The 13532-nt window shown below is 35.6% G+C and carries 15 protein-coding genes; 12 read left to right on the top strand and 3 right to left on the bottom strand.

Going from position 1 to position 13532, the window contains the following annotated elements; genetic code table 11:
* The first annotated feature begins 264 nt into the window (after window positions 1-264).
* The 5 genes from ABZ559_RS11360 to ABZ559_RS11380 all read left to right on the top strand — a co-directional run bounded on the left by ABZ559_RS11360 (window position 265) and on the right by ABZ559_RS11380 (window position 4065).
* Window positions 265-1128, top strand: coding sequence for a helix-turn-helix domain-containing protein (locus ABZ559_RS11360; protein ID WP_367006482.1), 864 nt, complete (start codon window positions 265-267; stop codon window positions 1126-1128).
* 485 nt (window positions 1129-1613) lie between these two features.
* On the top strand, window positions 1614-1817 hold the full coding sequence (locus ABZ559_RS11365; RefSeq protein ID WP_367006483.1) for a phosphoglycerate mutase: 204 nt from the start codon (window positions 1614-1616) through the stop codon (window positions 1815-1817).
* A 50-nt stretch (window positions 1818-1867) separates the two neighbouring features.
* Complete coding sequence (locus ABZ559_RS11370; protein ID WP_367006484.1) at window positions 1868-2767, top strand: ABC transporter ATP-binding protein; 900 nt, start codon at window positions 1868-1870, stop codon at window positions 2765-2767.
* Window positions 2757-3497 (top strand): ABC transporter permease, encoded by a 741-nt coding sequence (locus tag ABZ559_RS11375; protein ID WP_277291030.1) that lies wholly within the window; start codon window positions 2757-2759, stop codon window positions 3495-3497. Before ABZ559_RS11370 ends, ABZ559_RS11375 begins: the two co-directional genes overlap by 11 nt.
* Entirely contained in the window at window positions 3490-4065 is a 576-nt protein-coding gene (locus ABZ559_RS11380; RefSeq protein ID WP_317336254.1) for a hypothetical protein, read from the top strand. Before ABZ559_RS11375 ends, ABZ559_RS11380 begins: the two co-directional genes overlap by 8 nt.
* 169 nt (window positions 4066-4234) lie before the next feature.
* Here the strand turns inward: ABZ559_RS11380 and ABZ559_RS11385 are convergent, their stop codons facing one another.
* Window positions 4235-5047: a CYTH domain-containing protein gene (locus tag ABZ559_RS11385; RefSeq protein ID WP_277291023.1), complete on the bottom strand. Its 813-nt coding sequence runs from the start codon at window positions 5045-5047 to the stop codon at window positions 4235-4237.
* 341 nt (window positions 5048-5388) lie between these two features.
* Here ABZ559_RS11385 and ABZ559_RS11390 point away from each other — a divergent pair, with 341 nt between their 5' ends.
* From ABZ559_RS11390 to serS, 7 genes are all read left to right on the top strand, one after another.
* Window positions 5389-6201 (top strand): Cof-type HAD-IIB family hydrolase, encoded by an 813-nt coding sequence (locus ABZ559_RS11390; protein ID WP_277291022.1) that lies wholly within the window; start codon window positions 5389-5391, stop codon window positions 6199-6201.
* Between the two features lie 287 nt (window positions 6202-6488).
* A complete protein-coding gene (locus ABZ559_RS11395; RefSeq protein ID WP_277291021.1) occupies window positions 6489-7478 on the top strand; it encodes a PTS sugar transporter subunit IIB in 990 nt (329 codons plus the stop codon).
* Window positions 7479-7558: 80 nt separating this feature from the next.
* Window positions 7559-8371, top strand: a complete 813-nt coding sequence (locus tag ABZ559_RS11400) for a mannose/fructose/sorbose family PTS transporter subunit IIC (protein ID WP_367006485.1) — start codon at window positions 7559-7561, stop codon at window positions 8369-8371.
* 14 nt (window positions 8372-8385) lie between these two features.
* On the top strand, window positions 8386-9297 hold the full coding sequence (locus tag ABZ559_RS11405; RefSeq protein WP_273414373.1) for a PTS system mannose/fructose/sorbose family transporter subunit IID: 912 nt from the start codon (window positions 8386-8388) through the stop codon (window positions 9295-9297).
* A 177-nt stretch (window positions 9298-9474) separates the two neighbouring features.
* Window positions 9475-9846 (top strand): DUF956 family protein, encoded by a 372-nt coding sequence (locus ABZ559_RS11410; protein WP_018375799.1) that lies wholly within the window; start codon window positions 9475-9477, stop codon window positions 9844-9846.
* A gap of 289 nt (window positions 9847-10135) precedes the next feature.
* Window positions 10136-10357, top strand: coding sequence for a phosphoribosylaminoimidazole carboxylase (locus tag ABZ559_RS11415; protein ID WP_367006488.1), 222 nt, complete (start codon window positions 10136-10138; stop codon window positions 10355-10357).
* Between the two features lie 47 nt (window positions 10358-10404).
* Entirely contained in the window at window positions 10405-11682 is a 1278-nt protein-coding gene (gene serS / locus ABZ559_RS11420) for a serine--tRNA ligase (RefSeq protein WP_367006490.1), read from the top strand.
* Window positions 11683-11895: 213 nt separating this feature from the next.
* Here serS and ABZ559_RS11425 read toward each other — a convergent pair whose 3' ends face one another.
* Both ABZ559_RS11425 and accD read right to left on the bottom strand, forming a co-directional pair.
* Window positions 11896-12666, bottom strand: a complete 771-nt coding sequence (locus ABZ559_RS11425) for an acetyl-CoA carboxylase carboxyl transferase subunit alpha (RefSeq protein WP_018375802.1) — start codon at window positions 12664-12666, stop codon at window positions 11896-11898.
* Complete coding sequence (accD, locus tag ABZ559_RS11430) at window positions 12663-13529, bottom strand: acetyl-CoA carboxylase, carboxyltransferase subunit beta (protein ID WP_018375803.1); 867 nt, start codon at window positions 13527-13529, stop codon at window positions 12663-12665. Before accD ends, ABZ559_RS11425 begins: the two co-directional genes overlap by 4 nt.
* Window positions 13530-13532: the final 3 nt, after the last annotated feature.

Genomic DNA, 13532 nt, shown 5'->3' on the forward strand with positions numbered 1-13532 from the left:
TTTTTTGACTATCGCCGTTTTATTATTTGCTATCAGCTTTTAAAGGCTGTTTCAGGGGAGAATAAATCTAGTTTTTCATTTTGAGTCACTAGATTTTTAGATTATCCTACACCGATAACAATAATCCCTTCTAAAACAACAAGAAGAAAAGGCAATAAATGGTGGTTTTTCATGTGAAATACCTCACTTTTATTTTTTCCCTATTTTATGCTAAAATGTTATAAAATAAAAAATATTCCCATATATGCGTAACAGAGGAGAAAAATGAAAAAATTTGGAGAAGTTTTTAAAAAGTTTCGAGAATCTAGAGGACTGCGCTTAAAAGATGTCGCAAAGGCTGGTATATCAACCTCCCAGCTATCTCGATTTGAAAAAGGAGAGACAGATTTAACCATTTCTAAGTTCATGCTTATCTTAGATGAAATCAACATGCCGATTGAAGAATTTATGTATGCTGTTCATGATTTTCATCGTGATGAATTAAATGAACTCTTATCAAAGGTTCGCCATTTTGTATCTAATCATGATATTGAGGGATTGAAAAGATTACTCTATTCCCAAATGGAGTCAGATCCTAAGCAGGAGAAATTTCATAAACTTAATATCGTTTTATTAAAAATTCGTTTACAAGATTTATCAGGAGAATCTTATTATTCTAGTGATGATTTATCTTATCTAACCGATTATCTTTTTAGTGTTGAATATTGGGGATACTATGAATTATTGATTTATTCAAATACTTTAGATGTCCTAAAACATGATGTTTTCATGGTTTTGGCTAGAGAGATGTCTAGGCGCTCTGACTTTTACAAAGAGATTCCAAAGAATAGACGATTGATTTCAACGATGCTATTAAATGGATATATCACATGTGTTGAAAGAGAAAAATTTATGGATGCCTTATATTTTGAAAAACAGTTAAACCAATGCTTTTTTATCGAAACAGAAGTATATGAACGCTTGGTATTCCAATACGCACAATATCTCTATCGTTACAAAAAGGAGAAGGATTGTAAAGCAATTATTGCAATGAGAAAATGTATTGCAGCTATGAAATTAGTAGAAAGTAATCACTTAGCACAGACTTATGAAGGACATTTAAAAAAAGTTTTAGAAGAAAATAGCTAGTCGGCATATACGGGAAAGAAATTTAACTGCTAGGAGTAAGTGATACAATTATGAAGAGGATAACTTCATGAAAAATGATAAGTAAAATGAAGCAATAGCGCTTGACTTGTCAATCAATAAAATTAATTTGTCACATGGTGTTCTTTATTATGCCAATTCAAAATCTCACAGGCACTAAATAAAATTAAGGGGGAAAGATTTCCCCCTTAATTTTACAAATTTTATTTGTAGCAGGATAATTAATAAATAGACGAACGTCTTTGGTTGACTAACTGGAATAAATTATCTGTAAAAATGAAATTCACCTAAAAAAGGTAATCACTCCTCTTTATGTAAGATTCAAAATTACGGTAAATTGTAATCAAAAATGCCGGCACTACTGGATAGTAAACATAAAGATTGTAAACTTTTTAATAATTGTGGTGGAGGTTGCTATGCCATGGCATTTGTTTCGAAACTAGAATATGATAAGAGGTGTATCATACATGCGAATAAGTAAAAATTGGTTTATTAGGTTTGAGCCTAATTTTCAAACGGAACAAAATACAATTTTATTTAATAAATTAAGCGGAGAATTATTTGAAGTAACAGAAGTTTATTATGATTTTATTGATTCTTTAAGAATTGGAACTGATTTTCAAAAACTTCTCTTAAGAAAATATAACGTCAACAAAAGAAGATATGTTTGAGATTGAAAATACGATTTTAAAAAATCTAATATTACTAGGAGTAGTTATTAATGAGTGAGGTTGGAGTATATAACATCAAAAAAAGTTTTCATGGTAAAGTCGTACTGAGTATCCCAAGTTTTGAAGTGCAGAAAGGAGAAATTGTTTCTATAGTAGGTGCTAATGGTGCAGGTAAATCTACTTTGATAAAGATTATCTCGGGCCTAATGCTGCAAGATTCAGGTGATGTTGTTGTTTTTGGAAATAGCAATACCTCAGCAGCAATTCATAAGGATGTCAAATTTGTTTTAGAAAGCGGTAGGGGGTACTATGAGTATTTAACTTCAGATCAAAACATTGATTATTTTTTACACTTGAATAAGATTTCACGGAGTCACATTAAGAAGGATTTAGAAAATTTATTTGAAATACTTGACTTTAATGCCTACACCAATATATTGGTATCCGAACTGTCACAAGGAACGAGACAAAAATTATCTCTAATTATCGCTCTACTTTGCAAGCCAAAAGTTTTGTGTCTGGATGAGCCTACAAATGGTTTAGATATTGTTGCAAAAAAACAGTTTGCAAAATTATTACAAACCCTCTGTCAAGAAAAAGAAACCATAGTTCTGATGACTACACATGACATATATTTTGCAAAAGAGATCTCAACGAGAGTTTGTGTGATGAATAAAGGTGAGATAAATCAAGAAGGTAGTTTCTCAGAAATTTTTGGAAAAAACAATAAGTGGATTAAATATAGAATTGGTATTCCATACTTTGAGAAAGATTCTTTTGATAAGTTATTTCCTGAATTATCTTATCATGTAGACAATGAGAGATTAATTGTTGAAGTGAAAGACAGTCATGTGAAAAATCAAATCTTCAATCATTTTGATATTATATTTTTTGAAGAAGTTGAAGAAAGTATTGAAGAAATATTGTATGAGGTTATTCATCATGATTAAAGAAATAAGAAGGGAATTGAACCGACAGCTGCAAGAGATGATGCAGTTTAAATTTAATTTATTCTTTGCAAATTTTGGAATCTTAATAATGGTTTCAGCTTATCTCCAATACTTTCAAAATGTACAGAGTAAGTATTTGTTATTATGTTTACTATTTACCTGGTACTTTACAAGTCATGCTATTACACATCCAACATTTTTTATTGAAGATGACCTTTATGATAGAACTTTGATCAGTGTGATTCAGAGCAGTAAGAGTATTTTTCATGTATTAATGTTTAAAATCACAGTTCAGATTTTAGTAGATTTTGTTAAAGCAATTCCAATCTTTATCGTTTTATCCATGATTAATCAAATTAATTTTCCAGATGATGTCTTAAAATTAGTTGGGAGCCTCACTGCATGTATGCTAACGATTATTAGTATGTATGGTTTTGGATTCTGCTTATCAAGTCTCTGTTTTATTTTTAATCGTACATCTAGCATCACATCGTTAATTTCTTACTTTATGCTATATTTTACTGGTATACTAGCGCCTCTAAGTGGCTCATTGAGGATTATAGGAAACCTCTTTCCTTATTATACCTTGAGAAATGTTATCATTTCTCCATCGTATCAGAGTGTATTTTTGATAATCATTTATTGTGCCATCTATTGGTTAGTTGGAGCTTTACTATTCCCCACTTTATTGAAAATAGCTAAAAAAAGAGGGAGTCTTTTCCATGTTTAGTGAATTGAGAAGATATTTTAATTATAAAGTTCGATATCTGTTTGATAGTATTTGTGAAGTCATTTATTCCTTGATTTTTATTACGGGTATCATTGTTATTTTCAATAGTGATAAACCAATAAATCTAATTAATTTTTTTATTTATTATTCAATGACTAATGTAATATTACTTGCTAATAAGGAGTTGGAATATGAAATTAGAACGAATCAATATACAAATATCAAAGCAACAAGATGTACACCGATGATGATTTATTTTACCCGTTCAATCACATATTTTATCTGGACAACACTCATTTTTTCGATTTCAATCATTTTATCTTACCCATTTTTTAAAGACAAATTTGTTATCCCTTCCGTAGATACGGTAGGTCTGATTTTAATTACAGTACTTAATTGTATTTTATTTTTGGTGATTTATTTCCTGATAATTAAGTTAACTGAGCGTTTTAAACGAGTATCCGTTTTATTAAATTTGCTTAATACAATTACATTATTTTATTCAGGACTAGTATTTCCAACTTCATTTACTAGCTATGCAGATTTATTGGATATCTTCTTGAATTAAATTCAAGATTAATATGATATACTCAAAGTGTATTTTCATATAGTTTTATTCAAAGTTGGGTGAATTACTATATGTCTAATTCATTTGTCAAATTATTACTCTCTTAGTTGTTTGCAAATTTAGCAGATATTTTCTTTAGATCTAAATTGTCAAATTAAGGTTAGGCTTTTCATAATTTAAATTTTTGATATACAAAGTTTTGAAGATTATTACTAAACACGCACACACGTTGTTTCGAACGAGGAATCCCATAACTATTCAACTTTTCTTGAATTATTTTTCCATAGTTTTTAACCTCACATGAATCTAATTCAATTACTGATGCGACTACTTTTTTTAACTCTCTTAAATCTTTATCGTTAAAAGCCTCTAACTCCAAATAGGTACCAATCGGATCTGGAAATGTATCAAAACAAAAAGACTTTTCACCTTTTGTATAGATTGTTCTCTTTTTTTGTGAAAGCATTCTACATTTAGTAAAACCAATACTGTATAAATAATCAATGATTTCTACAATATTATCAATGATAGTATTTTTTAACAATACTAATTCCGATAATTCAATTGAAAATTCTGAATTAATTATCCTTTGAATTTCTTTAAAAGATTTCTTATCTTTACTACAGCTTTCATACTCAATCTCTATATTATCCTGTAAATCGTGTCTCTTTCCCTTCAACTTTAAAGTTAATAAATATCTTTTAGGTTTAACTAATCGATATCTCAAAACAATCCCCTTTGATTTAAATTCAAAATTTGCTAAATCTGGAACAAAATCAGTTTCAAGAAAGCTCCCCCGTATCTTAAATCCTGCTTCCTCAATGACTCTTTTACAATTCTCAAAAGTTTTTGAATCTAAGACCTCATATTTTAACTCTAATTCATTTTTATATAAACTTTGTTGATCAGTTGACATCAAATATCTCCCTCCTAAAAGTCTAACTTTTTTAATAACTGCATTAACAAGCTCCTTATATTTCAACTTCATCTCCTGAATAGTTGTTGTTTCTATGATGTTATAGAAGTCATCAAAATAAAATGTGTCATTTTACAAAATTTTAGAAAGCCTTTAAAAAATTCAAAAGCAGGTTGATACAATATATTGTAAAATCAAGACACATTTACTACTGTTGGCCAGCACGGTACTTTTTTAATTTTCATAAACGTTTTTTTACTATTTACCCTTACAGAGTACAACTCTCCTGACTGTTTGTCAATTGAATATATAGAATTTTCCGAAAAATATGGAGTAGTCTAATCTCCACTTAAACTTATCATAGTCAGTCCTTGCATTTCAACTTATTTTCTGTCATAATCCTTAATATGAGAAAAAAACTAATCGCTATTGATTTAGATGGTACCCTATTACACAATGATAATACCATTTCAGATTATACTGTTGATGTCATTCAACGTGTCAAAGATAAAGGCCATTTTGTCGTTATCGCGACCGGTCGCCCTTTTACCATGGCAGCTGACCATTATAAGCGTCTCCGCCTAAATACGCCCTTGATTAGCTTCAACGGCGCTCTCACGCATATTCCTGACAAAAAATGGGACCGTGAACAAAGTGTTACCATTGACAAAAGCTACCTTATAGACGTTTTAAAACAAAGAGAAAGTTTCGAAGCAGACTTTATTGCCAGTGAATATCGGAAAAAGTTTTTTATTACTATGGACAATCCGCAGAGCATCAATCCTGAATTGTTTGGTGTTGAAGAAATCACGAATAAAATGCAATTAGATGCTTCAAAAATCACCAAAAATCCAAATGCCCTCCTCATGCAAACAAGGCATGAAAACAAGTATGCTCTTGCTGATGAGATGCGCCGCCACTTCAAATATGAAATGGAAATTGATTCTTGGGGTGGACCAATGAATATCCTTGAATTTTCACCGAAAGGTATCAATAAAGCCTACGCCCTGAGCTACTTACTTAAAGAACTCAATAAATCCAAAGAGGACCTGATTGCTTTTGGCGATGAACACAACGATACCGAAATGCTATCTCTGGCAAAATCTGGTTATGCCATGAAAAACGCTAGTGAAGTACTTTTACCATACGCCGATGAGCAACTTGACTATACAAATGAAGATGATGGTGTGGCTCGAAAATTAGAAGAACTTTTGCTATAAACGAACATTATTAACCTACTTTGATTAAAAAGTAGGTTTTTGTGTCATATTTTCTGCTATTTTGACACATTTTCAATCATTTTCGATTGGAAATTTATGCTAGAATTTGCAAGTTTTTTCTTTTTTGTCATATCTTTGTAAAAATAGGGGTTGATTTTTAGGTGAAAACGTTTTACAATAGTATCGTTCTCTAATTCACTAAAATGAAAAAGAATAGCCGCTCTTAGCGGAAGGAGATTATTCTTTTTTCTTTTAATGAAAAATATAAATAAGGAGGAAGAACAAGAATGGCTATCGGTATTATTATTGCCAGTCATGGTAAATTTGCTGAAGGTATCCATCAATCTGGTTCTATGATCTTTGGTGAGCAGGAGAAAGTTCAAGTTGTAACTTTCATGCCAAATGAAGGTCCAGACGATTTGTATGAACACTTCAACAATGCTATCGCACAATTTGATGCTGATGATGAAATCCTTGTACTTGCTGACCTTTGGTCTGGTTCACCATTTAACCAAGCAAGTCGCGTGATGGGAGAAAATCCTGATCGCAAAATGGCTATCATTACCGGTCTCAATTTGCCAATGCTTATTCAAGCCTACACTGAGCGTCTAATGGATGCTACTGCTGGGGTTGATAAGGTTGCTGCAAACATTATTAAGGAATCTAAGGATGGTGTTAAAGCCCTTCCCGAAGAACTTAATCCAGTGGAAGTTGCAGCGGTTCCAGCTAAAACTAGCGCTCCAAAAGGAGCTATTCCAAAAGGGACTGTCATTGGAGATGGTAAGATCAAAATTAACCTTGCACGTATTGATACGCGTCTTCTTCACGGACAAGTTGCTACAGCATGGACTCCAGCTTCAAAAGCTGACCGCATTATTGTTGCATCAGATGCCGTGGCAAAAGATGATCTACGTAAAGGTTTAATCAAACAAGCGGCACCTTCTGGGGTTAATGCTAATGTTGTTCCGATTGATAAATTGATTGAAGTAGCAAAAGATACCCGCTTTGGTGAAACGCATGCGCTTATCTTGTTCGAAACTGTCCAAGATGCCCTTCGTGCTATTGAAGGCGGTGTGCCGATTAAAGAACTCAATGTTGGTTCTATGGCTCACTCAACAGGTAAGACAATGGTTAACAACGTTTTGTCAATGGACAAGGACGACGTTGCTGCCTTTGAAAAATTACGTGACCTAGGCGTAAGCTTTGATGTTCGCAAAGTGCCAAACGATTCTAAGAAAGACTTGTTTGACCTTATTCAAAAAGCAAACGTTCAATAATTCACTCAAACTGCAGTGCTCACATCTTGTTAAATCAGTTGAGAGTACTCATGAAAACTCAATAGAAAAGGAATAAAACCATGTCAGATATTTCAATTATTTCTGCTATCTTGGTTGTAGTTGTTGCCTTCTTTGCTGGTCTTGAAGGTATCCTTGACCAATTCCAATTCCATCAACCACTTGTGGCTTGTACACTTATCGGTCTTGTGACTGGTAATCTTGAAGCAGGCGTTATGCTTGGTGGATCACTTCAAATGATTGCCCTTGCTTGGGCTAACATCGGTGCTGCTGTTGCTCCTGACGCTGCACTCGCTTCTGTAGCTGCAGCTATCATCATGGTAAAGAGCGGTAACTTCTCAACTGAAGGTATAGCCGTTGCAACAGCAACAGCTATCCCACTAGCTGTCGCTGGACTCTTCCTCACAATGATCGTTCGTACAATCTCAGTTGCCCTTGTCCACACAGCTGACAGCGCTGCTAAAGAAGGGAACATTGCTGCAGTTGAACGTGCCCACTTGTTTGCCCTTGTCCTTCAAGGTCTTCGTATCGCTGTTCCTGCTGCTATGCTAATCGCTGTTCCTGCCTCTGCTGTTAAAGACATCCTTGGCTTGATGCCAGACTGGTTGAACGGTGGTATGGCTGTCGGTGGTGGTATGGTTGTAGCCGTAGGTTATGCCATGGTTATCAATATGATGGCAACTCGTGAAGTTTGGCCTTTCTTCGCTCTAGGATTTGCATTTGCTGCTATCAGCCAATTGACACTTATCGCACTTGGTGTTATCGGTGTTGCGATCGCCCTTATCTACCTTAACCTTTCTAAACAAGGTGGTAACGGTGGAGGAGCTGCCTCAGGTTCTGGCGATCCAATCGGCGATATCCTTGAAGACTACTAGAAAGGGGAACAATCATGGCTGAAAAAATTCAATTATCAAAATCAGATCGTCAAAAAGTTTGGTGGCGTTCACAATTCTTGCAAGGTTCATGGAACTATGAACGTATGCAAAACTTGGGTTGGGCTTATGCACTGATTCCTGCTATTAAAAAACTTTATACTTCTAAAGAAGACCAAGCTGCTGCTCTTGAACGCCACTTGGAATTCTTCAATACCCACCCATACGTTGCTGCCCCAATCATGGGGGTAACTCTTGCTCTTGAAGAAGAAAAAGCAAACGGTACTGAAATCGATGACGCTGCTATCCAAGGGGTTAAAATTGGTATGATGGGACCTCTTGCTGGTATCGGAGACCCTGTCTTCTGGTTCACCGTTCGTCCTATCTTAGGAGCTCTTGGTGCATCATTGGCAACAACAGGTAATATCGTTGGTCCATTAATCTTCTTCTTTGGTTGGAACATTATTCGTATGGCCTTCTTGTGGTACACACAAGAATTTGGTTACAAAGCTGGTTCTGAAATCACAAAAGACATGTCAGGTGGTATCCTGAAAGACATCACAAAAGGAGCTTCAATCCTTGGTATGTTCATTCTTGCTGTTCTGGTTGAACGTTGGGTATCTATCAGCTTTACTGTTAATCTTCCTGGTAAACAATTATCAGAAGGAGCCTACATTGAATTTCCAAAAGGAAATGTAACTGGTGCTGAGTTGAAAGGGATTCTTGGAGAGGCACTTAGCGGTTTGAGTTTGGATAAGGTTCAATCACAAACACTCCAAGGACAGTTGAACAGCTTGATTCCTGGATTGATGGGACTTCTCTTGACTTTCCTTTGCATGTGGCTACTTAAGAAGAAAGTTTCACCAATCACAATTATTATTGCTTTGTTTATCGTTGGTATCGCTGCTCGTTTCTTCGGTATCATGTAATCAAATCATTCAATTCATAAAAGGGGTTTGGAACAATTTAGTTCTGAACTCTCTTTTGTTTAACTAAAAATTTGAGGTCAAATGATGTTTTTAAAAATCTTTATCACTCTGACCGACTTTTGCTTTACAACCTTCAATTATGGTATAATACAATAAAAAACAGCAAAGTGAGAAATTATGGCTCAATCTCTTAATAAATCAGTTGAACTTCAAACAACAGGTGTTTCCTATCTAGCTATTGGAGGTAAAGTTGGAAAATTCCTTATAGGTGAAACTGCTCTAGAATTTTATCCAGACGTTAATGTTGAACAATTTATTCAGATTCCATGGACTTCTATTAATCACATTGGTGCTAATGTTACACGTAAGAATAAAGTCAGCCGTCATTTTGAAATCTTTACAGATCAGGGGAAGTTTCTCTTTGCCTCTAAAGATTCTGGTAAAATTCTTAAAATTGCACGAAGTTATCTTGGCAATGATAAGGTCGTAAAACTCCCAACTCTAATTCAAACCATTATTTCAAAATTAAAGTCTTTTAAGCGCAAGTAACCTATCTATTGGCTAAATATTTGCTCTTTAAGCTACTGCATATCAGCATAGCAAAAATATCATTTACTTTTTCTCAGTTTTCCTATATAATAAAGTTATCGGATAAGTAAGATTGGACGTTTTCCAGAAAGTCTGCGGTTGCTGTGAGCAGGTAATCGAACAATCCCAAATTCTACCGTGGTAAAATTTAAAAGTAATTAAGTGCACAGAATGTGAAGCTGGATGGAACCGCGCGTGAGCGCTCCAGCAAAATCATTTCTGTGTTTTTTTCTTACTGGGGAGGTTTTCCATGATTAAAATTATTGTTCATGCTTTTATAGATAAGTCCGAGGCGGTGGTTGAGGTTGTTTTTGCCTCTAAGGACGAAACTATTATCCGTGATAAAATGGCTATCTTTCAGAAACAATTCCCAAAAGACTACTTAGCCATTTATGATTTACCACTTGACACGGACCTTACTAATCTTACTCATTACCCATCTGTAGCGATTAGTAAAGATGACTTTAATTAAACCAATCACAATCATTACTTACAAAATCAAACCATTTGGAGGAAATTATGTTAGATATTAAACGTATTCGAAACGATTTTGATACTATAGCTGCTACTTTAGCTAATCGAGGTGTCAATCAAGAAACACTTCATGAATTAAAAGAATTGGATGAAAAACGCCGAACACTTTTAATTAAGTCAGAAGAAGCTAAAGCAGAACGCAACATCGCATCGGCTGCTATTGCTCAAGCTAAGCGCAACAAAGAAGATGCTTCTGAACAGATTGCGGCTATGCAGACATTATCAGCAAGCATCAAAGCTACTGATGCTGAATTGACTGAAACTGATGAGAAACTCAATGAAATCATCGTTCGCCTACCAAATACACCACATAGCTCTGTTCCTGTCGGGGCCGATGAAGACGAGAATGTTGAGGTCCGCCGTTGGGGAGCACCACGTCACTTCGACTTTGACATCAAAGCTCACTGGAACCTCGGAGAAGATTTGGATATTCTTGATTGGGAACGCGGTGCCAAAGTCACTGGTTCACGGTTCCTTTTCTACAAAGGATTAGGCGCCCGCCTAGAACGTGCTCTCTACAATTTTATGTTAGACGAGCATGCCAAGGAAGGTTACACTGAAATTATTCCTCCTTACATGGTAAACCACGATTCAATGTTTGGTACCGGTCAATATCCAAAATTCAAAGAAGATACTTTTGAGTTAGCGGACAGTGACTTTGTCCTCATTCCAACTGCTGAAGTCCCTGTGACTAACTATTATCGTGGTGAAATCCTTGATGGCAAAGATTTACCTATCTATTTCACAGCTATGAGTCCTTCCTTCCGTTCTGAAGCTGGCTCTGCTGGTCGTGACACTCGAGGGCTTATTCGTCTTCACCAATTCCATAAGGTTGAAATGGTGAAATTCTCTAAGCCAGAAAATTCCTATGACGAATTAGAAAAAATGACAGCAAATGCTGAGAATATCCTTCAAAAATTAAACCTACCATACCGTGTCATTACCTTGTGTACTGGAGATATGGGCTTCTCAGCCGCTAAAACTTACGATTTAGAAGTTTGGATTCCAGCACAAAACACTTACCGTGAAATCTCTTCATGTTCAAATACTGAAGATTTCCAAGCACGTCGTGCCCAAATTCGTTACCGCGACGAAGCAGATGGCAAAGTCAAACTGCTTCATACTCTTAACGGTTCTGGTCTTGCTGTAGGACGCACTGTGGCTGCTATTCTTGAAAATTATCAAAATGAAGATGGTTCTGTAACAATTCCAGAAGTTCTTCGTCCATATATAGGCGGTGTTGATATCATCTCACCCAAATAAACTATATCTTAATACTAAAAATCCCAAATCTAAAGCTATTGATGACTTCTGATTTGGGATTTTTGTCTGCTCTCAGTAACTTAAGAACAGCAGGTATATTACATTTATACTCCCGAAAAATCAAAAGCACACTAGACAACGATGTCAGAATTTGATTTTTGAAGAGTAGTATTACTTAAAAGTCTTACAAAAAAAGCCCAAATCGGGCTAATTTTAATATTTTCTAAAGCGTCGATAACGGTTTTCCAGTAAAGTTTCGATGGGTTGCTGACGAAGTTGAGCTAGTTCCTCAATCAAATTTTTCTTTAACATTTCTACAATTTCACTTGAAAAATAACCATGCTCTGGAATAACCTTGTCAACCACTTCCATTTGGAGTAATTCATTGGCTGTAATCTTCATCAATTCAGCAGCCTCTGTTGCCCGTGAACCATCTTTCCACAAAATAGAGGCAAAACCCTCTGGGCTTAGAATTGCATACATGGTATGTTCGAGCATCCAAACCTGATCTGCCACAGCTAAAGCTAAAGCACCTCCTGAGCCCCCTTCACCAATAATAACGGCGATAATAGGCACCTTAAGATCGCTCATTTCCATCAAATTACGAGCAATAGCCTCTCCCTGACCACGTTCCTCAGCACCTACACCTGGGTAGGCGCCTGCGGTATTGATAAAGGTAATAATAGGACGACCAAATTTTTCAGCTTGCTTCATCAGTCGAAGGGCTTTACGATACCCTTCTGGATTTGGCTGACCAAAATTACGATGCAAATTATCTTGCAGATTTTTTCCTTTTTGGATACCTACAATGGTAACAGGTTGACCGTCCAAACGTGCTAAACCGCCAACAATAGCCCCATCATCCGCAAACTGACGATCTCCATGTAGTTCCATAAAATCTTCAAAAATCAATTTGGCATAGTCGAGCGTTGTCAAACGACTTTGTTCTCTGGCCTCTTTCAAAATTCTTGAAACATCACTCATCTAGCACCTCCATGGAATTTTACCAAGTCAGCTATCACGTCAGCCAATTCTGTTCGTTTGACAATGGCATCAACAAAACCGTGATCCAACAAAAATTCTGCCCTTTGAAAATCTTCTGGCAAATCTTCACGAACAGTTGTTTCAATAACTCGACGGCCTGCAAAACCGATCAAAGCTTGAGGTTCAGCTAAGATAATATCTCCTTCCATGGCAAAACTTGCCGTAACCCCACCAGTCGTTGGATCGGTAAGAACTGTCAAATAAAAGAGTCCTGCATTAGAGTGCCGCTTAACTGCCGCAGAAATCTTAGCCATTTGCATAAGACTCATGATTCCTTCTTGCATCCGAGCACCACCTGACGCTGTAAAAATAACAACTGGTAACTTCTCTGCAATAGCTAATTCAAATAAACGGGTCAATTTTTCACCAACCACTGTCCCCATTGAGGCCATGATAAAATTCGAATCCATAATTGCCAGAGCAACCTTTTGTCCCCTTATCAAAGCTTTACCCGTAAGCACAGCCTCATCAAGGCCAGTTTTCTCCCGTGCAAGAGCTAATTTTTCAGCGTATTGTGGAAATTTTAAAGGATCTTTAGTTTCAAGGCCTGTAAACAATTCATCGAAACTTCCTTCATCAACTGTAATAGCTAAACGCTCCTGAGCAGAAATACGAAAATTATAAGAACAAGCAGGACAAATCTTAGCAACACCTAAATCTTTCTGATAGATCATATGCTTACATGATGGGCATTTGGCAAATAATTCATCAGGAACTTCTGGAGCCTCACGTTCAACCGTTTTTTTAAGTGAACGATTAGGATTGATACGAATATATTTATCTTTTTTTCCAAATAAAGCCATAAT

The organism is Streptococcus sp. ZY19097, assembly GCF_040731245.1.
GTDB lineage: Bacteria > Bacillota > Bacilli > Lactobacillales > Streptococcaceae > Streptococcus > Streptococcus orisratti.

Excerpts from the sequence above, each read along its gene's own strand:
- ABZ559_RS11395 (WP_277291021.1), top strand. The coding sequence starts at position 6,489 with ATGGCTATCGGTATTATTATTGCCAGTCATGGTAAATTTGCTGAAGGT.
- ABZ559_RS11415 (WP_367006488.1), top strand. The coding sequence starts at position 10,136 with ATGATTAAAATTATTGTTCATGCTTTTATAGATAAGTCCGAGGCGGTG.
- ABZ559_RS11370 (WP_367006484.1), top strand. The coding sequence starts at position 1,868 with ATGAGTGAGGTTGGAGTATATAACATCAAAAAAAGTTTTCATGGTAAA.
- ABZ559_RS11425 (WP_018375802.1), bottom strand. The coding sequence starts at position 12,666 with ATGAGTGATGTTTCAAGAATTTTGAAAGAGGCCAGAGAACAAAGTCGT.
- ABZ559_RS11405 (WP_273414373.1), top strand. The coding sequence starts at position 8,386 with ATGGCTGAAAAAATTCAATTATCAAAATCAGATCGTCAAAAAGTTTGG.
- ABZ559_RS11390 (WP_277291022.1), top strand. The coding sequence starts at position 5,389 with ATGAGAAAAAAACTAATCGCTATTGATTTAGATGGTACCCTATTACAC.
- ABZ559_RS11360 (WP_367006482.1), top strand. The coding sequence starts at position 265 with ATGAAAAAATTTGGAGAAGTTTTTAAAAAGTTTCGAGAATCTAGAGGA.
- ABZ559_RS11380 (WP_317336254.1), top strand. The coding sequence starts at position 3,490 with ATGTTTAGTGAATTGAGAAGATATTTTAATTATAAAGTTCGATATCTG.
- accD (WP_018375803.1), bottom strand. The coding sequence starts at position 13,529 with ATGGCTTTATTTGGAAAAAAAGATAAATATATTCGTATCAATCCTAAT.
- serS (WP_367006490.1), top strand. The coding sequence starts at position 10,405 with ATGTTAGATATTAAACGTATTCGAAACGATTTTGATACTATAGCTGCT.
- ABZ559_RS11365 (WP_367006483.1), top strand. The coding sequence starts at position 1,614 with ATGCGAATAAGTAAAAATTGGTTTATTAGGTTTGAGCCTAATTTTCAA.
- ABZ559_RS11400 (WP_367006485.1), top strand. The coding sequence starts at position 7,559 with ATGTCAGATATTTCAATTATTTCTGCTATCTTGGTTGTAGTTGTTGCC.
- ABZ559_RS11410 (WP_018375799.1), top strand. The coding sequence starts at position 9,475 with ATGGCTCAATCTCTTAATAAATCAGTTGAACTTCAAACAACAGGTGTT.